The organism is Bacillus sp. VA15 (assembly GCF_055721145.1).
Map to the genome: position 1 here is coordinate 293,511 of NZ_JBVQPQ010000002.1, position 20,352 is coordinate 313,862.

The following is a 20,352-nucleotide window of genomic DNA, read 5'->3' on the forward strand; positions in this document are numbered from 1 at the left end:
TTATTTCCCCCTCACGATCGTTCCGATTGATTCACCGATAACGGCACGTTTGATGTTTCCTTCTTCCATAATAGAAAAGACGATAAGCGGAATGTCATTATCCATGCATAAAGATGATGCTGTTGAATCCATGACTTCCAGGCCGTCTTTAAGAACGTCAAGATAAGAAAGTGATTCATACTTAACAGCTGATTCATCTTTTCTAGGATCAGCATTATACACACCGTCAACATTATTTTTAGCCATTAAAATAACGTCTGCTTCAATTTCAGCAGCCCGCAGTGCAGCTGTCGTATCAGTTGAGAAATATGGGTTTCCTGTACCCGCAGCGAAAATAACGACACGTTTTTTCTCTAAGTGGCGTATCGCTTTTCTTCTTATGTACGGTTCAGCAACTTGTCTCATTTCAATGGATGTTTGCACTCTGGACTGGATTCCGAGTGTTTCCAAGCTGTCTTGAAGAGCAAGCGAATTCATAACTGTCGCCAGCATTCCCATATAGTCAGCAGTTGCACGGTCCATGCCCAGGTCACTTCCTGTTTTTCCGCGCCATAAGTTGCCGCCGCCTACTACAACAGCCACTTCGACTTCAAGCTCAGCGATTTCTTTCACTTGCTTTGCAATGGATTGAATGACAGTTGGGTTAATTCCGTTTCCCTGTTCTCCTGCCAATGCTTCCCCGCTAAGCTTTAATACGATACGTTTGTATTTTGGTTTTTCCATGATAACCTCCAAGTGTAAACATTGCCGTTTTCTATTATGCAAGAGAAAAAAAGGTTTGTAAATATAGTTTTAAAAATAGGGAACACAAAGTGTGTCCCCTATACTGCCTGAAAAGACGCGACTTGGCCGCGAAATCTTTTCGCCATTATTTTTTCACTTGGTTCATTACTTCTTCAGCAAAGTTTTCTTGACGTTTTTCGATGCCTTCTCCAACTTCATAGCGTACATAAGTTTGAACAGTTGCGTTTTTCGCTGCAACCACTTGTTTCACTTTTTCATCTGGGTTTTTAACGAACGCTTGGTCTAAAAGACAAATTTCTTCGAAGAATTTGTTCAGACGGCCTTCAACCATTTTCGCTACGATGTTTTCAGGTTTACCTTCTTGAAGGGCTTGCTGAGTTAAGATTTGACGCTCATGATTTCTTTCTTCTTCAGATACTTGATCACGAGAAATGTAACGAGGGTTAACCGCAGCAACGTGCATTGCGATATCTTTCGCAGTTTCTTCGTCAGTTGTACCGTTTAGAACAGTTAATACGCCGATGCGGCCGCCCATGTGAAGGTAAGCACCGAAAGCAGAGCTGTCGTCTTTTGTAAGAACTGTAAAGCGGCGAAGAGTGATTTTCTCACCAATTTTAGCAACTGCACTAGTGATGTACTCTTCAACAGTAGAGCCATTTTCCATTTTTTGACCCATTGCTTCTTCAACATCTGCTGGAGTATTTGCAAGAAGGTGGTCAGCTAAAGTGTTAAGAAGTTCTTTGAAGCCTTCGTTTTTCGCAACGAAGTCAGTTTCAGAGTTTACTTCTAAGATAACGCCTTTGTTGCCGTCAGTTTTAATAAGAGTAGAACCTTCTGCCGCGATACGGTCAGCTTTTTTCGCTGCTTTCGCAATCCCTTTTTCTCTTAAAAGGTCAATTGCTTTGTCCATATCTCCGTCAGTTTCAGTTAACGCTTTTTTACAATCCATCATGCCCGCGCCAGTTTTTTCACGCAGTTCTTTTACTTGCTGTGCAGTAATTGCCATTTGTATTCCTCCTTATATGTTAAAACAAGAGTATGTATATTACACATTTTTCTTGAAAAAAGGTGATAAAAGGCAGTCCCTCTTATCACCTTTTGAATAGGTTACGCAGTTGTTGTTTCTGTTTCTGGTGCAGTTTCTTCAGCAACTTCCGCTTCTTCTTCGCCTTGCTTCGCTTCTAAGATTGCATCTGCCATTTTAGAAGTTAGAAGTTTAACAGCGCGGATAGCGTCATCGTTCGCTGGGATTACAACATCGATTTCATCTGGATCACAGTTAGTATCTACGATACCGATGATAGGGATGTTTAATTTGCGAGCTTCCGCAACAGCGATGCGCTCTTTACGAGGATCGATGATGAATAATGCATCAGGAAGATCCTTCATATCTTTAATTCCGCCTAGGAATTTTTCAAGACGCTCTAATTCTTTTTTCAATTGAACGACTTCTTTTTTAGGAAGTACATCAAACGTACCGTTTTCTTGCATTTTTTCAATGTCTTTAAGACGTTTAATACGTTTTTGGATTGTTTCAAAGTTTGTTAATGTACCGCCCAACCAGCGTTGGTTGACATAGTACATGCCAGAGCGCTGAGCTTCTTCTTTAACAGAATCTTGAGCTTGTTTTTTTGTTCCGACGAAAAGGATTTTCCCGCCTTCAGCAGCAAGATTTTTAGTGAAGTTGTAAGCTTCCTCTACTTTTTTGACTGTTTTTTGAAGGTCAATGATGTAGATTCCGTTACGCTCCGTGAAAATGTAACGCTTCATTTTTGGGTTCCAACGGCGTGTTTGGTGACCGAAGTGAACACCAGCTTCAAGCAATTGCTTCATAGAAATGACTGACATGTTATTTCCTCCTAATATAATGGTTTTTTTCCTCCGCTTAGGTCATTTTTGTGCAGAACTGCCGCCTGCAGCACCCTCTGCATAAATCGTTAAGCGTGTGTATTTAACACCAAGACATAATATAACACAGCTTTATCCGACAATCAAGAATCCTTTACACCTTTGGAGCGAAATTTTAAAAACAGCTCGATTTCTGTCTTTCCGCTCTTCAGTTTCTGAGCAATTTGATTGGCCGAATACCCCTGCTCATATAATGCTATGACCTGGTCTTCAAATGATTGGGCATTGCTGTTTACCCTCTCTTCCTGACGCTCAACTTCAGTAATCAGCCCTTCAATATGTTCAAGAAGATTCTCTTCTTCTTGAACTGTACCCTGCTCTGAATCTTTTTCAGAGTGCCGAAGGTCTGGCTTTTGGGTTTCTTCTTCCGCTTGACTTGAAGGTGAACCGGTATTTTCTATCAGTTTCTCATTTTCTTCTTTTAATTCAAGAAGAAATGCTGCCAAGGTGTTTTCCGTCTCTTCAAGTAATTTCTTTTGCTGTTTTTCTGTTTCTTTCACAGCTGCGAGTCTCATATACAGGATAATGACAGCGTACAGAAGAACGCCGTGGAGCGTAAAGCTTAAAAGCCATAATAGTGTTGACATGTTTTTCACTCGCTAACCATTGAAATTCATTATTGAATCACTTTTTCCAGCAGATTCTTTAATTTAAAAAGTGCCTTTGAATGAATCTGTGATATGCGGGACGTAGAAAGATTTAATACTTGTCCGATTTCTGTCAATGTCAACTCCTCTTTGTAGAACAAACTGACAACCAGCTGTTCTTTTTCAGAGAGTTCGTGAATTTTTTCAGCAAGCTGTGCAATCAGTTCATCCTTCATAATCTTTTCTTCAGGCGGAACATTTTTGTCATCTCTGATCATGACCTGAATGTTTTCACCGTCATCTTGATCATGGAGCTTTTCATCAATTGACAGCAGATTTGCAAAAAAACCTTCATTCATTGTTGACACGACATCCTGTACCGTCATTCCGAGTTCCTCTGCAATTTCTGCGGGCGATACGTTCCGAAGATAGCGCTGTTCAAGCTTTTCAATTGCTGCTTCAACCTTCTTTGTTTTTTCACGTGAGGTTCTGGGCAGCCAATCTTCTTTACGAAGCCCGTCTATGATTGCGCCGCGAATTCTAAACGAGGCGTAGGTATCAAATTTTAAGTCCCGGCTAGGGTCAAATTTTTCAAGGGCATCATATAAACCAAGCATACCAAGGCTCATAAGATCGTCTTTATGCACTGATTTCGGCAGTCCGACAGAAATTCTGCCTACATGATATGTAACAAGCGGCATGTAACGGCGCATTAAATCGTCACCGGCTTTAGGATCTTTCCACTCTTTCCAGCGCGTCCAAAGCACCTGATCTTCATAATTCAAGGATTGCATTGTTATCCCCCTAATACCTTAATTAAATCGTTTTTTCACCTTGTTTAACAGTTCGAATATGCAGCATGCAGGACTTCGGTTCAAATTCTATCGTCCGGCCGCTTGAGCCGCCCGTATCTTCACTAATAATAGGAATATTATATAAAGACAGCTGTTCCTTTATCGCTAATACATTTCTCGGTCCTATCTTCATCAAATCATTTGTTGATTTAAATTTAAACATCTCTGATCCGCCAGCCAGCTTTGCTTTTAATGCAAATTTCCGGCATCCCGCTTCTATCAGCATATCAATCGTGGTCTTTACGGCTGTGTCAGCATACTTAGCCCGATTGAGTTCGGCAGTTTTCGATAACGTCGAATCCGGAAGCATGACATGAACAAGCCCCGCCGTCTGCTTTTCTTTATCATAAAGCACCAGTCCCACACATGATCCCAACCCAGAGGTCCTGATGGTGTCCGGGAAGCGGGCGATCTTCACGTCAGCAATTCCAACCTTTACAACGACAGCCTCAGTTGTACTCATAATGATGCACCCAAGGCGACAAAGAGCTTTTCAAATGAATCATAGTCCGGCAGCATAAACATATGCGCTTTCAGCTCCTGCTGATGGCTTTGGTCAAAAATTGACGTGTCCACAACAATGGCGTGTTCTCCAACCTGGCTTAGCTCCATCAGCCCTTCGCTGATCACAGCGCCGAACATGTCCAAAGAAACTTCAGGAACACTTGGATAAAGCTGGAGTTTCGTCAAATCCGCCAAGGCTGTTAAATATGATCCTGCTAAAATATTGCCCAGTTCATGCAAAGCGGATGAGCTCATATGATCTTCACCTAAGTCCTCTATATCAAAATCGGGGTTTCCAATCAGCTCTCTGATAAACTGCTCCGCCTGATAAAAAGGCATTATAAAGAACATCGAGCCCGTTAAATCGCCTTCCATTCTTAAAAAGATGCTGGCAACCGGGATATCGGCGCCGCCGAAAAAATCGACAAGCTCATCGAAAGACAACAGCTTTGCAAACGGGACTTCCATATCTATCTTTCTATTTAACAGCTGGGCCATTGCAGAGGCGGAGTGGCCGGCGCCTATATTGCCGACTTCCCGCAAAATGTCCATCTGCTCTTCTTTGATTCCATTAAAAATACTCATGTCATAACCCCTTTAAGATTAAGCTTGATCGGGCACAGCGGACTGAGATGATTCTTTATCCAAAACAGCGTTCGCATCAATAATATTTAAGAGCCTGTTCTCTTGTTTCACAATCTGTTCGATCGACACATCCGTATCTTTCTGGATGCTTTCTGGAGCGGATTCGATTTCACTTTCGTGTACGGTAATCACATCATTAGCTTCATCCACTATCCAGCCGATTTCAGTATCACGATAAGCAATAATGATAATTCGTGTTTCATCGGTAATTTCATACTCTGGCAAATTCAGGCGCTTTCTTAAATCAATAACCGGAGTCACTACCCCGCGCAAATTGATTACCCCGCAAATATATGGTTCGACGCCAGGCACTCTCGTTGGTTTTTGCCATTTTTCAATTGATTTCACCTGAGTGACGGAAATGGCATATTCTTTGCCATTTACCATAAAGACAATCATTTTTTCGCCTGTTTTAATTTCTGCAGTCATGTGGGACACCTCCTCGAATGGTTAAATAATCAGTGCATTACAATCAATAATGAGCGCTACTTCTCCGTCTCCTAAAATAGTAGCTCCGGAAATTGCAAAGACGTTTGTTAAATAATCTCCGAGTGATTTCAGCACAACTTCCTGCTGGCCAATAAAGGAGTCCACCACAAACGCAGTAGGTTTATCGCCTTTTTTCACGATAATGATATGGAGCTGTTCCGCATCTTGTCTTGTATCTTCTATTTTAAACTCTTCTTTTAAATAAACGACAGGGACAATGTGCCCTCTAAAGTCAATCACTTCACGGTCATGCGTTTGCAAAATGTCTTTTCTGTCAATAACTGCCGTTTCAATGATTGAAGAAATTGGAATGGCAAATGTCTCTTCTTCCAATTTGATTAGGAGAACTGAAATAATGGACAAGGTAAGCGGAAGCTGGATGCTGAATAGAGAGCCTTGACCTTCTGCAGATTTCACACTGACTGAACCGCCCAGAGACTCCAGTTTGTTTTTTACAACATCAAGTCCAACACCGCGGCCGGAAATATCAGAAATTTGATCAGCAGTTGAGAACCCTGGAGCAAAGATCAATTCGTAAATTTCATTGTCTTCTAAGGTTTCAGCTTCTTTTTCCGTAATGACCCCGCGCTCAAGCGCTTTTTCGAGAATTTTTTTGCGATTAAGGCCTGCACCGTCATCCTCTACTTCGATAAAGACATGGTTGCCGCTGTGATAAGCTTTAAGCACAACCTTTCCTGATTCCGGTTTTCCCTTTTGCAAACGTGTTTCCGGCGACTCGATACCATGATCAATACTGTTTCTGATCAAGTGAACGAGAGGATCTCCGATTTCATCAATCACTGTTCGATCCAGTTCAGTTTCCGCACCGATGATCGAGAGTTCGATTTTTTTATTCAGCTCTTTTTGAAGCTGGCGAATCATTCTCGGGAACCGGTTAAAAACGGTTTCAACTGGAACCATTCTCATATTAAGAATAATCGATTGCAAATCTCCGGAAATTCTCGTCATTCGTTCAACCGTTTCAGTCAGTTCATTGTGCTCAAGCTCTTTTGCAATCTGCTCGAGTCGCCCGCGGTCAATGACAAGCTCTTCAAATAAGTTCATTAAAGAATCAAGTCTGTCAATGTTGACACGAATTGTTTTAGATCCGCCGGCTGTGTGCTTCGCCTGTTCTTCGTTTTTAGCAGGCTGTTTTTGTTTCTCCTGCTTCACAGGTACAGGTGCTGGTAAATCTGCCGGCTTAGATTCTGCCGGCTTTTCAGCTGATGTTAAAGGAGCCCCTTGAATGACTTCAACATGCTCAATTTCTGAAACGCCATTGATTAATTGTTCAATCTCTTCCGCTGATTGATGTGTTAAGAAACAAACTTGAAAGTCAGTGCCGAAATCTTCTGTTTCAAGCACTTCCGCACTTGGAATTGTTTTGGCTACTTCTCCGACTTCATTAAGCTTTTCAAACACCATATAGACACGAACTGCTTTTAACATACAGTTTTCGTTCAGAGAAATCTTGATTTCATATCGTTTGAAACCTTGCTCCTCCGCTTCTTGTATGACAGTCCGTTCAAACTCGTCATATTCCCAATCAGATATTGAATTCTGTGCTTCTGCAGGTTCCGCAGAGGCAGCCATTTCAGCGTGTGCACCATTCACATCAAGCTTGGCACTCACTTCTGAGATATCTCTTTTACCATCCCCGCCGTCAATAATAGACTGAACCATAGCTTCCAGGTGATCCAGGGCTTCAAACAAAATATCCAGCCATTCTGAGGTAACTGCCATGTCTCCGTTTCGGATTGCATCCAGCACATTTTCAAGCAGATGGGTTAGATGTGCTAAGTCGGTATAGCCCATCGTTGCGCTCATTCCTTTTAATGTATGGGCAGCCCTGAATATATCATGAACGAGCTGAAGGTCAGTCGGGTCTTTCTCTAAAAGGAGAAGCTTTTCATTACATGTTTGTAAATGTTCTTTACTCTCATCAATAAAGACATCTAAATACTGATTCATATCCATTTGAATCACATCCTCTCTTTTTTCACACAGCTTGTGATGGATGCTGCGATATCTTCCACATGTTTAATCTCATGGATGAGGCCCGCTTTAACAGCTGCTTTCGGCATCCCATATACGACACAAGATTCTTCAGACTCCGCAATGGCTTTCACATTGCCGGCCATAAGCATGTCCTTTAAGCCGGCAGTGCCGTCACTGCCCATTCCGGTCATGATAACCGCTACTTTTTCATAGTCTGCCAGTTTACCGACAGAACGGAATAAATAATCAGCTGATGGTTTATGACGGCTTGGCGTATCGAGATTATCAAGCACGATCTGGAGTCCTCCGCTGTTTTTAATAACGGATATGTTTTTTCCTCCCGGTGCTATGTAAACACAGCCGTTAAGAGCTGCTTCACCATCTTTTGCTTCTTTTACTTGAATGTCGGATAAATGATTCAGCCGCTCAGCCAAAGAAGCAGTAAAACCTTCAGGCATGTGCTGAACAACAACCACTGGTGCGTTCAAATCCTTAGGGAGCTTCGGTATCACCTTTTGTAACGCCCTTGGACCGCCTGTTGATGTGCCGATACATACAATTTGTCTGCCTGTGCCGGGTTTCGGCTTGCTTAATTCAGGCTTTACAGCACGCACTATAGGTTCAGGCCGAACTGCCTGTGAAACAGGATGTTTCCGCTTGCCGGAAAGCCCAGCCGCGATGACACGCTCAACTAATTGTTCTTTAATTTTGTACAAATCCAGAGATATGGAGCCTGATGGCTTTGTGATAAAGTCAAAGGCGCCGATCTCTAAACAATTAATTGTGCACTCTTTGCCTTTCTCTGTCTGGCTTGACACCATGATGACCGGCAAGTTATAAATCTCGATAATTTTGCGCAGTGTGTCTGTCCCGTTCATGACCGGCATTTCAACATCAAGAGTAATAACATCCGGCTTTAGTAATTCAATCTTCTTAAGCGCTTCTTCTCCGTTTCTCGCAGTTCCGATTACGTCTATCTGCTTTTCCTCGGTTAAAAAATCACTTATCATTTTTCTCATGAAAGCTGAATCATCAACTACAAGCACACGAATCAAATTAAGCCCTCCTCATTAAAAAAGAAGATAATTTCTCAATAAATGTCTGTTTGTCTTCTTTGTGTCTTGTTTCTTCTCTTTCAAACAAGGCGTCCGCTAAAACACGGACTGACCGGCTGGCTTTTGCCTGAGGACTTTTTATGAAAAAAGGAACCTGTTCGACAACTGCTTTGCTCACGATCGCATCGTCAGAAACGGAACCGGCAAACTGAACCTGAGCATCCAAAAACATATGAATCGTGCGGGAAAGGCGGGTAAAGGCGTCTAGCCCTTCCTTTTGATCACGGCACCGATTGACAACCACCTTCATCGAAAGTTTATTTTCTGTCAAAACCAAGTGCTTGACAGCGCTGTATGCGTCCATGATGGCCGTCGGTTCGGGAGTTGTTATGATCAAAATATCTTCTGCCGATAAAATAAAAGGCAGCTGATCTTTTGATAAGCCCGCTCCTATGTCAAACAGCACATAGTCGAACTGGCTTAATGCATGAGAAAGCTCATTAGCAAAAAACGCCCATTTTCTCTGATCCAGCTGAAACATTACATCCAGACCGGTTCCCCCTGATATATACCGCAAACCCTTTGGCCCAGTGGATAATGACTGCATCAAAGGCTTGCGATCGGTTAATACATCGATAATCGTGGCGGACGATGAGTTTCCCATTAATATATCAATGTTCCCCATCCCAATATCAAGATCAATAAGCAGTACCTTCTTACCTTTATCCTGCAGGGCAAGGGCCATGTTTAAAGTAATATTGGATTTGCCGACACCGCCCTTGCCGCTGATGACAGCAAGTGTCTTCGCTTTTTGTGAATAAACCATTGGCAGAACACGCTGACGCTTTTCCATTTCCGCCCGTAAAGTTGCTGCTTGGTCAAATCTGTTCATCTGCACAGCATCCTTACAAAATCAAGTGGAGATACAGTCTGTATATCCTCCGGCACATTCTGGCCGTTCGTTATAAACCCGGCACCTATTTTTGATTCTGCCAGTATATTAAATACAGAACCTAAGGAAGTAGTCTCATCTATTTTCGTAAAAATAAACTGATTGACAGGGACGGATGAAAACCGTTTGACAATATGCTTCATATCTTCATATTTTGCAGTCGCGGATAAAACGAGAAATGACTGAATGCTACTCTCAAAAGGAATCGTTTCTTTCAATTCATCAATGTATTGCTGCTCCTTGAAGTTTCTTCCGGCTGTATCAATAAACACATGATCATACTCAGAAAATAACTCCTTCGCCTGCTGGAATTCTTCTTTTGTATAACAAACTTCCAGAGGAGCTTGCAGCAGTTCGGCGTATGTTTTCAACTGTTCAACAGCTGCTATCCGATACGTATCTGTTGTGATAAAAGCGATTTTTTTCTGTTTTTCAAGCATAGATATGGCTGCGAGCTTAGCCAGCGTAGTTGTTTTTCCTGCCCCTGTTGAACCAAACAGCACGATATACTTTGAGTGAATAGGCTCCTGCCACTTGTCTCCTGAAGGCAGCGTATCGCATAGTATATCCTGAAGTTTGCCAACCACGTTTTCTTCCGTCAGACCGCCCGCTTCCACAGAGCATCGAAGCAATTTTTTCAGAGCGCTCGTCTTCGTTGACTCTTTAATACCCGTTTCTTGCAAAAGCTTTTCTGCTTTTTGCAGCGGCTCAGGAAGTACAGATTGATACACTGAAAAATCACCGGGCTCATGTTGCGCCGGAGTTTGAGGGGGATATATCCTCTCCTCTATTTTCGGACTGCTGACCGGAGTTTTTAATGTTTGTTTCGGCTCAGCAGCTTTCTGAGGCGTTTTGTTTTCAAGAAAGTCCTGATCCAATACGGCAATTACTTCAACAGCAGGCTTATTGATGAGTCCAAACCATTTTCGCTTTTTAATTTTTTTCGAATTTAATATGACCGCTTCATTACCTAACTCTTTTCTGATGAGAAGTGCCGCTTCTTGCATTGAAGCAGCAGTAAATTTTTTTATTTTCATCAAATATCCACCACTCCAATGCTTTGTACCTCAACATTCGCCTCAAGTTCGTTATAAGAAAGTACCGGAAGATCAGGGAAGTATCGTTCCAGAAGCTGTTTCACATACATTCTGACAGGCGGCGAGCAGAGAAGAATCGCAGTTTCCTGACGTAATGACAGCTGTTCGGCTTCTTTAGCGACAGAGCGTACAATACTTTCTGAAACATCTGGTTCAAGCGACAAATAATTCCCGTGTTCCGTTTGCTGAACGCCATCTGCAATTGCCTTTTCTACACGACCCGAACAAGTAACAACCTTCAACACTTCATTTTCTTTGGCAAACTGGGCTGTAATTTGTTTTGCCAGTGCCTGCCTTGTATACTCTGTCAAAAGATCAGAATCTGTTGTTAATTTTCCATAGTCAGCAAGCGTTTCAAAAATCGTTACTAAGTTTCGGATTGAAACTTTTTCTTTTAAAAGCTTGGCCAGCACCTTTTGAATATCACCGACAGACAACGGATTTGGCGTAACCTCTTCAACAAGGACTGGATACGTTTCTTTTAAGTGGTCGATCAGCTGTTTCGTCTCCTGTCTTCCGATTAATTCGTGGGCATACTGCTTAATTTTCTCCGTAATATGAGTCGAAACGACTGAAGCAGGATCGACAACTGTATAACCAAGCATGTCAGCTTCATCTTTTACCGATTCGCTAATCCATTTGGCCGGCAGTCCGAATGACGGTTCCACTGTTTCAATCCCTTCGATGAGATCGTCTTCAGGTGTAGGCGACATCGCTAAATAATGATCAAGCAACAGCTCGCCTTTTGCTACTTCGTTGCCTTTAATTTTCAATCGGTATTCATTTGGCTGCAACGCTATATTGTCTCTGATTCGCACGACAGGAATGACAAGCCCAAGTTCCAGAGCCAACTGACGGCGAATCATGACAATTCGGTCTAATAAATCACCGCCTTGATTGGCATCAGCAAGCGGTATCAGACCATATCCAAACTCAAATTCTATCGGATCGATGTGCAGAAGCTGAACAACGCTTTCAGGGCTTTTAAGGTCGTCAACCTCAGCCTCTTCTTCGAGAATCTCATCCACTTCTTCTTTTTCCTTACCTGATTTAGATAGCATATAAGCGCCGAAAGCAAGCAGCCCTGCAAGCGGCCCCGTCAGAAAAATGCCAATCGGAGTGAAAATACCAAGAAGCAGAATCGTAGATGCTGCGACGTATAAAAGCTTTGGATAAGCAAACAGCTGACCTGTAATGTCATGCCCTAAGTTTCCTTCAGAGGCAGCTCTTGTCACGACAATACCCGTAGCTGTAGAAATTAACAGCGCCGGAATTTGCGAAACAATTCCATCCCCGACAGTCAGCATCGTAAATTGTGAAGCGGCCTCTTGAATGGACATTCCCTGCTGAAGCATTCCGATCACGATACCAAAAATAATATTGATCATCACAATGATGATTCCGGCAATCGCGTCGCCTTTTACAAATTTACTGGCACCGTCCATTGCTCCATAAAAGTCTGCTTCTCTTGCCACTTTTTCGCGGCGGTGCTTCGCTTCCTGTTCGGTAATCATCCCTGCGTTTAAGTCAGCATCAATACTCATCTGCTTCCCCGGCATTGCGTCCAGCGTAAACCTTGCTGCAACTTCGGAAACACGTTCAGCACCTTTCGTAATGACGATAAACTGAATAATAATAAGGATGATAAATACAACGAGTCCAACTAATACATTTCCGCCGACAACGAAATTTCCGAAAGTCTCGACGACTTTTCCTCCTTCACCATGTGAAAGAATTGAACGGGTAGTTGAGACGTTCAAGCCCAAACGAAATAAGGTTAAAAGCAGCAACAGTGACGGGAAAATCGAAAACTGAAGCGCTTCCTGCATATTCATTGTGGTAAGAAGCACGATCAACGCAAGAGAAATATTAATAATGATCAAAATACTTAACAGCCATGGAGGAAATGGAATCACCAGCATCGCCACAATGAGGACAACACTTATTAAAACGGATAAATCTCTTGTTGACATGCTGTTTTTTCTCTCCTTTTAACTCGAAAAATTCAATATACTTTTTGTTTTGTTTTATATACGTAAGCCAGAATTTCTGCCAAGACTTTAAAAAATTCTTCCGGCACCGCCTGGTCAATTTCTACCTGATCATATAACGCACGGGCAAGCGGTCTGTTTTCTACCATCATGACATCATGCTCTTTAGCAATTTTCCTGATTTTTAACGCTAGGTGGTCGACACCTTTTGCAACAATATAAGGAGCATCCATTTTTTCATCATCATATTTCAGGGCAATCGCATAGTGGGTCGGGTTTGTGATAATGACATCTGCTTTGGGAACTTCTTGCATCATCCGCCTCATCGCCATTTCCCGCTGTCTTTGTTTAATTTTTGACTTGATAATCGGGTCTCCTTCAGATTTTTTGTACTCATCTTTTATATCCTGCTTTGACATTTTGATATTTTTCTCATAGTCAAATCTCTGATATAAATAGTCGAGACCAGCAAGTATCAACAAAGCCCCTGCCCCGCTCAGCCCCATCCACAAGGTGAGTTTCGAAACAAAAGAAAGTGCCTCTTCGGGTGTCAGGAGCGGGAGCCGGAGAATTTCCCCATAATGCAGCCAAAGCACAGCGAAAGCCGCAAAACCGACAACAGTGATTTTCAATATGGATTTAATTAGCTCTACAATCGCCCTCATACTGTATATTCGTTTAAAGCCTTTGATCGGGTCCAGCTTTTCAAGCTTAGGCTGTATCACTTCAGCAGAAAACAAGAACCCAACCTGCATATAGTTGCTGACGACCCCTGCAACAAGAGCGACAAGCAAAATCGGTGCAAGTATCATGCCCATATCCTTTAATAAGCTGATAAACAGTGTATGAACATTTGATTCTGAGAGCTTCATTGTGAGCGACTCGGTATAAAATGTTTCTATAAATGACAGCAGTCTGTCTCTCATATACGGACCAATCGCAATAAATGAAAGGAATACTACTAGTAAAGAAATGGCGGTATTGACATCCGAACTTTTGGCTACCTGTCCTTTTTTTCGCGTATCCTTCCGTTTTTTCGGAGTAGCTTTCTCTGTCTTCTCTCCCGCAAAAAACTGCAGGTCAATTCTAAGCTTCATTAAGAAACACCGACCAATGCTAAAAGATTCCGCATCGTTTCAATCGTTAAACTGAAGACATTCTGCACAACGACGAACATAACGGACATACACACAATGAGCATGATGAAACTGACAGCGATCTTTAAAGGCAGACCGACCACAAATACATTTAATTGCGGAACAGTTCGAGCCACGATACCTAATGCTAAGTCAACAAGAAACAAACTGGCCACAACCGGCACTGACATTTGAAAAGCGATAATAAACATCGCATTAAAGCTTTTCGCGATCAAATAAGCAAACTTTTCATCGCCGAAATTCGGAAATGCCTGATCAACTGAAATATAATGAAAGCTATAGTAAATACCGTCCAGCAGCAAATGGTGGGCATTGACACTCAGCATAAACAAAAGTGCCATCGTATAGATAAACTGGCCGATTAACGGACTTTGTGCACCTGTTTGGGGATCAATAACGTTCGCAATTGAAAATCCCATTTGAAAATCAATAAACGAGCCGGCAATCTGTACTGCAGCAATCATCATATAAGCAATTAAGCCTAGACAAAGGCCAACCAAAGCTTCTTTAAACGTCAAGAGCATATATTGCCCATCTATCTCCAAAGAGGGAGGTTTATCAATGGTACTGAAACAAATGACCGCGAGAAAAAAAGCAAATCCAATACGATGAACAGCTGGCACATTCCGGTGTCCGAAAAGCGGAATCGTTACAAAAAAAGCAGAGATTCTAATAAAAACCAATAAAAAAGCAGGAAATAAATCAATAATCGAATTCATCTCTACATTACCCTGCAAAACGATTTAAATTAGAAAACAGCTCTGTTGTAAATGAAAGAATGGTTGATAGCATCCATGGACCAAAAAAAATCAGGGCTAGGAGAACCGCCACGATTTTTGGAATAAACGCCAAAGTCTGTTCCTGGATTTGAGTTGTCGCCTGAAAGATACTTACGATTAAACCGACCAGTAAAGCAATAGCCAGTAATGGCGCGCTGATCATCAGCGTTACGTATACGGCTTTTTCCGCCATAGAAATTACAAATTCTGAACTCACGTTTAGCACCTACCCTAAAAGCTCTGAAGCAAAGATTTCACAATTAAATACCAGCCGTCTACTAAAACAAAAAGTAATATTTTAAAGGGCAGAGAAATCATAACTGGAGGGAGCATCATCATTCCCATTGACATTAGGACGCTCGCTACTACCATATCTATAATTAAAAATGGAATAAAAATCATAAAACCTATTTGAAACGCTGTTTTAAGCTCCGATATGGCAAAAGCGGGAACCATTGTTGTAAGCGGAATATCCTTTAATGATTCGGGTTTATCCATTTTCGCGTAATTCATAAACAGCGCCAGGTCCTTCTGCCTTGTGTGTTTACTCATAAATTCTTTAATCGGTTCTTCAGCTTTCGAATACGCTTCGTCCAAGCTGATTTTGTTGTCCATCAATGGGGTCAGCGCTTCTTTATTAATCTCTGAAAAAGTAGGAGCCATAATAAAAAACGTTAAAAACAGCGCAAGTCCGATAAGAACCTGGTTTGGCGGCATAGATTGCGTCGCCAGTGAAGTCCTGACAAATGACAGAACAATGACGATGCGAGTAAAACAAGTCATAAGAATCAATATTCCAGGCGCCACTGAAAATACAGTTAACAATAATAGTAATTTAACAGTTGAACTTACGTTTTCCGGATCGCTTGAACTGAAAATATTTATAAACTCATTCATGATGACGTGGGCCTTTCTTCTTTCCTTCAGAACGGTTTTGTTTTAACTCTTCAAGCTGCTCTTTTAATGCTTTTGAAAATGAAGGCAGTTTTTGCTGCGACTGATGTTCAGAACCCTTCAGCGGCTTCACAAACTTTTGCCACTCTATTTTGCTTGACATTGCCTCTTCATGCTGGCTGAGAATGACTTCAATCTCTTTTTCATCCTCAATTTCTTTCAGCAGCTGGATCGTCTCTCCTACACCGACGACGAGCACACTTTTTCCGACTTTGATCAATTGGACGGATCTGTTTTGGCCGACCGATGTGCCGCCAATATTTTCAACATATTGAAAAGGCTTTAGGAGCCGATTTCTTTTGTTCATGAGCTTAACCAGCCCGTAAATCAGCACGACAACAAACAATAAAGCGAAAATCATCTTCACAAAGTCAAAAGCTGAGACAGAAGGAGCAGCCGCTCCCTCCGTCTCATCAGCAGTTTGTGTTGTTTTTTCTTCCTTTTGCTCTGACTTATCTGCAGTTTTTTCATCTTTCTTTTGAAACCATTCGTTTACAGTTGAATTATCAGAGTCTGCCGCGGCAGCAGCAATCGGATGTACACTGAATAAAACGAAAAAACAAATAAAAGCAATGAAATATTGACTCTTTTTCAACAGTCGTACACCCTTTAACTTAATGTTTTGTTGATTGCTTCAAGCACACGGTCCGCCTGGAAAGGTTTTACGATAAAATCCTTAGCGCCTGCCTGAATAGCATCGATAACCATTGATTGCTGTCCCATAGCAGAACACATAATGATTCTTGCCTGTGCATCAATTTGTTTAATTTCTTTTAATGCTGAAATACCGTCCATTTCTGGCATCGTGATATCCATAGTAACGAGGTCAGGAGAATGCTCTTTATATTTTTCTACTGCCTGTGCTCCGTTTTCAGCTTCCGCTACTACTTCAAAACCGTTTTTCACCAAAATATCTTTAATCATCATTCGCATAAATGCTGCGTCATCTACAATTAAAATTCTGTGTGCCATAATCTATCTCTCTCCTTGTGTTTCGTTATTTTAAATTATTAATGCGCTCTGCCTGGCTTAAAATGTCAGTGACTCTTACTCCGAAGTTTTCTTCAATGACAACGACCTCGCCTTTGGCAACGATACGCTGATTAACTAAAATATCTACCGGCTCACCGGCTAATTTATCAAGCTCAATAATACTTCCGGCAGAAAGCTCCAAAATTTCTTTTACGCTTCTCTTCGTTCTGCCAAGCTCAACAGTGATCGAAAGCGGGATATCCAAAAGCATATCCAGATTGTTAATAGGGGCTTGCGAAGCCTCGTTTGGATCAAACGCGGAAAATTCAACCGGCGAAACCTGAACCGGCGCTGCTTTTTTCGGTGTTCCCTGCCTTTTTGGCGGCTGCTGCTGTTGCTGTGGTTCAATACGCGGCTCTGGCGTCACAGGCTCTTTCGGCTGCTCATATGTAACATCAGGCTGCGACGTTGTTTCTTCCTCTGTATTTCCTGTATTCATAAGGCTTGAAATTAAATCTTTCGCAAATGTCAGCGGGTAAAGCTGCATAATGCTGGAGTCTATTAATTCCCCCACCTTTAAGTTAAAAGAAACTTTCACCAGCATTTCATCATCAGGAATACGGTCAGTTCCCTTTTCTTCAGTAACATCGAGCAATTCAACCCGAGGCGGTGAAATATCAATTTTTTTACTGAATACAGTAGACATTGATGTAGCTGCCGACCCCATCATTTGGTTCATCGCTTCTTGAACCGCACTTAAATGGATTTCACCCAGTGAAGGGTCGGCGCCTTTTCCGTCTCCCCCGATCATTAAGTCAGCAATGATGGCCGCGTCATTTTGTTCCACGACCAGCAGGTTGCTGCCGCTGAAGCCCTCCGTATAATTCACTTCAATCGCTACATACGGTTCAGGAAACGCATCGCTGATTTTACTTTTAGGAATGACAGTTACACTTGGAGTCGTAATATCGACCTTTTGATTTAAAAGCGTTGATAGTGCTGTCGCAGAACTGCCGAATGAAATATTTCCGATTTCACCGATCGCATCACGCTCCATTTCCGATAAGTCATGTACTTCCGGAACCTCTGGCTCATCCGGCGTGCTGCCTGTGCCGTTAAGAAGCGCGTCAATCTCATCTTGAGATAATCTATTATTCTCCATCTTGTTCACCTCTTATGTCGTGATCTAAAATTTGCACTGCCTGTTTTCGATTCACCCGGCCGGCTTGTCCTAAAAATTTCGGCTTATCTCCGACCAATACAGTAAGAGGATCCGTGACTGATTTGTCCAAAGTTATGCAGTCTCCGACTTCTAAACTTAAAAACTCTTCTATTGTCAGTTCAGATGTGCCGAGCTCGGCCACGACAGGTATTTGTGCTGTCATGATACGTTTTTCAAGCGACTTTGTTTCCTCAGGCTTTGGCTCATTTCTATCTGATTGCATCCAATAGTGGACTGAAAGCTTCGGTATGAGCGGCTCGAGGACGATATGCGGGATACAAAGATTTATAACACCGCTGATTTCACCGATTTGGGTATTGAGTGAGATTACCACGACTGTTTCATTAGGTGATACCATCTGAACGAATTGCGGATTCACTTCAAACTCAGTCATTTCCGGTTCAATATCAGCAATTGACTGCCAAGCTTCTTTATAATTTCCCAGTGCATTTTCAAATAAATTAGAAATGATTTTTGTTTCAATTTCTGTCAAGCTGTCAACCTTATTATGACTGATTCCAATTCCGCCCATTACCCGATCCATCATCGTATATGCAATTGTCGGATTAACCTCCATCATAATTCTGCCTTCCATCGGATGGACATCAAATAGATTCAGTATCGTCATGTTCGGGATGGATCTGATAAATTCCTCATACGGGACCTGGTCAACAGAGCTGACAGATATGTGAATATAGGTCCTTAGCTGAGCAGAAAAGTGAGTAGTAAGAAGTCTTGCAAAATTGTCATGAATTCTCGTTAAACTGCGGATCTGATCCTTTGAAAACCGCAGTGCACGTTTGAAATCATAAACTTTCACTTTCTTCTCTTTTTCTTCTTTTTTCAGCTCTTCAGCGTCCATTTCACCGGTTGATATTGCAGAAAGTAGTGCATCTATTTCATTTTGGGAGAGAACTTCTCCTGACATTTTCCTCACCTCCGTATTCTGTCAAATGATTGTTTATTGCAGATTAAAGGAGGTAATATACACTTTTTCTACTTTTCCTTCTTGGAGGTAGCTATTTAATTTATCTTTTAGTTCCTTCTTAAAGGCTTCTTTTCCCTTGTCTCCCTCAATCTCATTAGCATTCGTATCAGCCAGCAGTGATATCACAGCATCCTTCACTTGAAAATCACGTTTTTCAAGTTCTTCTTTTGATTTATCAGAGTCAGTTTCAAGTTTAATAGCAAGCCGGATAATGTTATCAGACTTTAAATTTGTTGTGATCTCTTCTACATCAACAGAAGATGCAACGATTTCATCAATACTTTTTTTCGCTTCACTTTTTTCTTCGGACTTTCCGCCTAAAACAAAATAAGCCGCCGCCCCGAGAGCACCAATTACGATAAGAATAATTAGTAAAATTACAATTAATTTTTTCTTCATTCCGGTTCCTCTATTCCTTGATCCATTGAAAATATTTGTATTTTTCGGTAGAAAGATGCGATCTTTTCCAGAACAGCTTCTTCATCTTCTTTTACTACAAACTTCTTACCATTTGACAGAGTGATTGTAGTATCCGGAAAGCATTCAATCTGTTCAATAAATAGCGCATTCAGTGTAAAGGGCTGCCCATTCAAACGGGTTACTTTAATCATAAAACAGCGGAGAAGCGATTACTCGCCTCCCCTCCCTCCTTAACGTTTAAGGTTAACCAGTTCTTGAAGGATTTCATCAGATGTTGTAATAATTTTTGAGTTTGATTGGAATCCGCGCTGGGCAACGATCATTTCAGTAAATTCGTCAGTTAAATCAACGTTAGACATTTCGAGAAATCCTGATTTAAGTGAACCTGTACCTCCATCACCAGGCTGGTTGGCTGCACTGGCAGTCCCAGAGTTTAAAGACTCACGGTATAAGTTGCTTCCGATTTTATCCAAACCGTCACTGTTTGCAAAAGTGACAATCCCGATTTGTCCTCCGTCTTGCGTTTGACCGCCTGCATCAACAATTGACACCTTTCCATCAGAACCAATACTAAAACTTTGTGCATCTGTAGGTATTTGAATTGTTCCACCATTCATATTTAATACATGGTAGCCATCACCTGTAACCAGTGTTCCGGTATTATCTAAATAGAAGTTTCCTGCTCTTGTATAAGCTGTTCCGTCGCCTGTATCAATTCTAAAGTACCCATCGCCGTCAATCGCTAAATCAAGTGTTCTTCCTGTACTTTGTGTTGCGCTTGTTGAATGAATTGTATCAATTGTGCCAGAAGATGAACCTAAACCGATCTGCTTAGAGTTCGTACCGCCGATAGTTGCACCAGCCGCAGAACCGCCGGCAATCGTTTGGCTTACCATATCTTTAAAGGTAACACGGCTCTTTTTGAATCCTACTGTATTCACGTTGGCAATGTTGTTGCCGATAACGTCAAGCTTTGTTTGAAAGTTTTTCATACCGCTAATTCCAGAATAAAGTGAACGTAACATAATAAATTCCC

24 protein-coding genes are annotated in these 20,352 nt (G+C 41.8%); all 24 read right to left on the bottom strand.

The features are described 5' to 3' along the window. Complete coding sequence (gene pyrH, locus AC0DBE_RS06370; protein WP_003220923.1) at positions 1-723, bottom strand: UMP kinase; 723 nt, start codon at positions 721-723, stop codon at positions 1-3. A gap of 145 nt (positions 724-868) precedes the next feature. Next, complete coding sequence (gene tsf, locus AC0DBE_RS06375; protein ID WP_222142835.1) at positions 869-1,750, bottom strand: translation elongation factor Ts; 882 nt, start codon at positions 1,748-1,750, stop codon at positions 869-871. Between the two features lie 101 nt (positions 1,751-1,851). Further along, positions 1,852-2,592: a 30S ribosomal protein S2 gene (rpsB, locus tag AC0DBE_RS06380; RefSeq protein WP_003220918.1), complete on the bottom strand. Its 741-nt coding sequence runs from the start codon at positions 2,590-2,592 to the stop codon at positions 1,852-1,854. A 143-nt stretch (positions 2,593-2,735) separates the two neighbouring features. Then, entirely contained in the window at positions 2,736-3,239 is a 504-nt protein-coding gene (locus AC0DBE_RS06385; protein WP_242733277.1) for a Swarming motility protein SwrB, read from the bottom strand. 29 nt (positions 3,240-3,268) lie between these two features. After that, on the bottom strand, positions 3,269-4,033 hold the full coding sequence (sigD, locus tag AC0DBE_RS06390; RefSeq protein WP_003220911.1) for an RNA polymerase sigma-28 factor SigD: 765 nt from the start codon (positions 4,031-4,033) through the stop codon (positions 3,269-3,271). 22 nt (positions 4,034-4,055) lie between these two features. Then, positions 4,056-4,556, bottom strand: coding sequence for a chemoreceptor glutamine deamidase CheD (gene cheD, locus AC0DBE_RS06395; protein ID WP_003220909.1), 501 nt, complete (start codon positions 4,554-4,556; stop codon positions 4,056-4,058). Continuing rightward, positions 4,553-5,182, bottom strand: a complete 630-nt coding sequence (gene cheC, locus AC0DBE_RS06400) for a CheY-P phosphatase CheC (protein WP_003220907.1) — start codon at positions 5,180-5,182, stop codon at positions 4,553-4,555. Before cheC ends, cheD begins: the two co-directional genes overlap by 4 nt. Before the next feature lie 18 nt (positions 5,183-5,200). Continuing rightward, a complete protein-coding gene (gene cheW, locus AC0DBE_RS06405; protein ID WP_014113806.1) occupies positions 5,201-5,671 on the bottom strand; it encodes a chemotaxis protein CheW in 471 nt (156 codons plus the stop codon). A gap of 21 nt (positions 5,672-5,692) precedes the next feature. Beyond that, positions 5,693-7,708, bottom strand: coding sequence for a chemotaxis protein CheA (cheA, locus tag AC0DBE_RS06410; protein WP_061187471.1), 2,016 nt, complete (start codon positions 7,706-7,708; stop codon positions 5,693-5,695). 5 nt (positions 7,709-7,713) lie between these two features. Next, positions 7,714-8,784, bottom strand: coding sequence for a protein-glutamate O-methylesterase CheB (gene cheB / locus AC0DBE_RS06415; protein ID WP_014113804.1), 1,071 nt, complete (start codon positions 8,782-8,784; stop codon positions 7,714-7,716). 1 nt (position 8,785) lies between these two features. Beyond that, positions 8,786-9,682: a flagellum location/number ATPase FlhG gene (gene flhG, locus AC0DBE_RS06420; protein ID WP_088884254.1), complete on the bottom strand. Its 897-nt coding sequence runs from the start codon at positions 9,680-9,682 to the stop codon at positions 8,786-8,788. Continuing rightward, on the bottom strand, positions 9,673-10,773 hold the full coding sequence (locus AC0DBE_RS06425; RefSeq protein WP_461720077.1) for a flagellar biosynthesis protein FlhF: 1,101 nt from the start codon (positions 10,771-10,773) through the stop codon (positions 9,673-9,675). The genes flhG and AC0DBE_RS06425 overlap by 10 nt, the downstream gene beginning before the upstream one ends. Next, positions 10,773-12,806, bottom strand: a complete 2,034-nt coding sequence (gene flhA / locus AC0DBE_RS06430) for a flagellar biosynthesis protein FlhA (RefSeq protein ID WP_014113801.1) — start codon at positions 12,804-12,806, stop codon at positions 10,773-10,775. The genes AC0DBE_RS06425 and flhA overlap by 1 nt, the downstream gene beginning before the upstream one ends. A gap of 32 nt (positions 12,807-12,838) precedes the next feature. Further along, a complete protein-coding gene (gene flhB, locus AC0DBE_RS06435; protein WP_014113800.1) occupies positions 12,839-13,921 on the bottom strand; it encodes a flagellar biosynthesis protein FlhB in 1,083 nt (360 codons plus the stop codon). Beyond that, positions 13,921-14,700 (bottom strand): flagellar biosynthetic protein FliR, encoded by a 780-nt coding sequence (gene fliR / locus AC0DBE_RS06440; RefSeq protein WP_014113799.1) that lies wholly within the window; start codon positions 14,698-14,700, stop codon positions 13,921-13,923. Before fliR ends, flhB begins: the two co-directional genes overlap by 1 nt. Positions 14,701-14,707: 7 nt before the next feature. Then, positions 14,708-14,977: a flagellar biosynthesis protein FliQ gene (gene fliQ, locus AC0DBE_RS06445; RefSeq protein WP_014113798.1), complete on the bottom strand. Its 270-nt coding sequence runs from the start codon at positions 14,975-14,977 to the stop codon at positions 14,708-14,710. Between the two features lie 14 nt (positions 14,978-14,991). After that, entirely contained in the window at positions 14,992-15,657 is a 666-nt protein-coding gene (fliP, locus tag AC0DBE_RS06450) for a flagellar type III secretion system pore protein FliP (RefSeq protein WP_003220886.1), read from the bottom strand. Beyond that, positions 15,650-16,309 (bottom strand): flagella biosynthesis regulatory protein FliZ, encoded by a 660-nt coding sequence (gene fliZ, locus AC0DBE_RS06455; RefSeq protein ID WP_472961506.1) that lies wholly within the window; start codon positions 16,307-16,309, stop codon positions 15,650-15,652. The genes fliP and fliZ overlap by 8 nt, the downstream gene beginning before the upstream one ends. A 14-nt stretch (positions 16,310-16,323) precedes the next feature. Beyond that, on the bottom strand, positions 16,324-16,686 hold the full coding sequence (cheY, locus tag AC0DBE_RS06460; RefSeq protein WP_003220882.1) for a chemotaxis protein CheY: 363 nt from the start codon (positions 16,684-16,686) through the stop codon (positions 16,324-16,326). A 25-nt stretch (positions 16,687-16,711) separates the two neighbouring features. After that, positions 16,712-17,848, bottom strand: a complete 1,137-nt coding sequence (fliY, locus tag AC0DBE_RS06465; RefSeq protein WP_014113796.1) for a flagellar motor switch phosphatase FliY — start codon at positions 17,846-17,848, stop codon at positions 16,712-16,714. Then, positions 17,838-18,836 (bottom strand): flagellar motor switch protein FliM, encoded by a 999-nt coding sequence (fliM, locus tag AC0DBE_RS06470; RefSeq protein ID WP_003220879.1) that lies wholly within the window; start codon positions 18,834-18,836, stop codon positions 17,838-17,840. Before fliM ends, fliY begins: the two co-directional genes overlap by 11 nt. Positions 18,837-18,869: 33 nt before the next feature. Continuing rightward, positions 18,870-19,295, bottom strand: coding sequence for a flagellar basal body-associated protein FliL (gene fliL / locus AC0DBE_RS06475; protein WP_014113795.1), 426 nt, complete (start codon positions 19,293-19,295; stop codon positions 18,870-18,872). Next, positions 19,292-19,507, bottom strand: a complete 216-nt coding sequence (gene swrD, locus AC0DBE_RS06480) for a swarming motility protein SwrD (protein ID WP_003220876.1) — start codon at positions 19,505-19,507, stop codon at positions 19,292-19,294. The genes fliL and swrD overlap by 4 nt, the downstream gene beginning before the upstream one ends. Positions 19,508-19,546: 39 nt before the next feature. Then, positions 19,547-20,341, bottom strand: a complete 795-nt coding sequence (gene flgG, locus AC0DBE_RS06485; RefSeq protein ID WP_014113794.1) for a flagellar basal body rod protein FlgG — start codon at positions 20,339-20,341, stop codon at positions 19,547-19,549. Positions 20,342-20,352 lie beyond the last annotated feature (11 nt).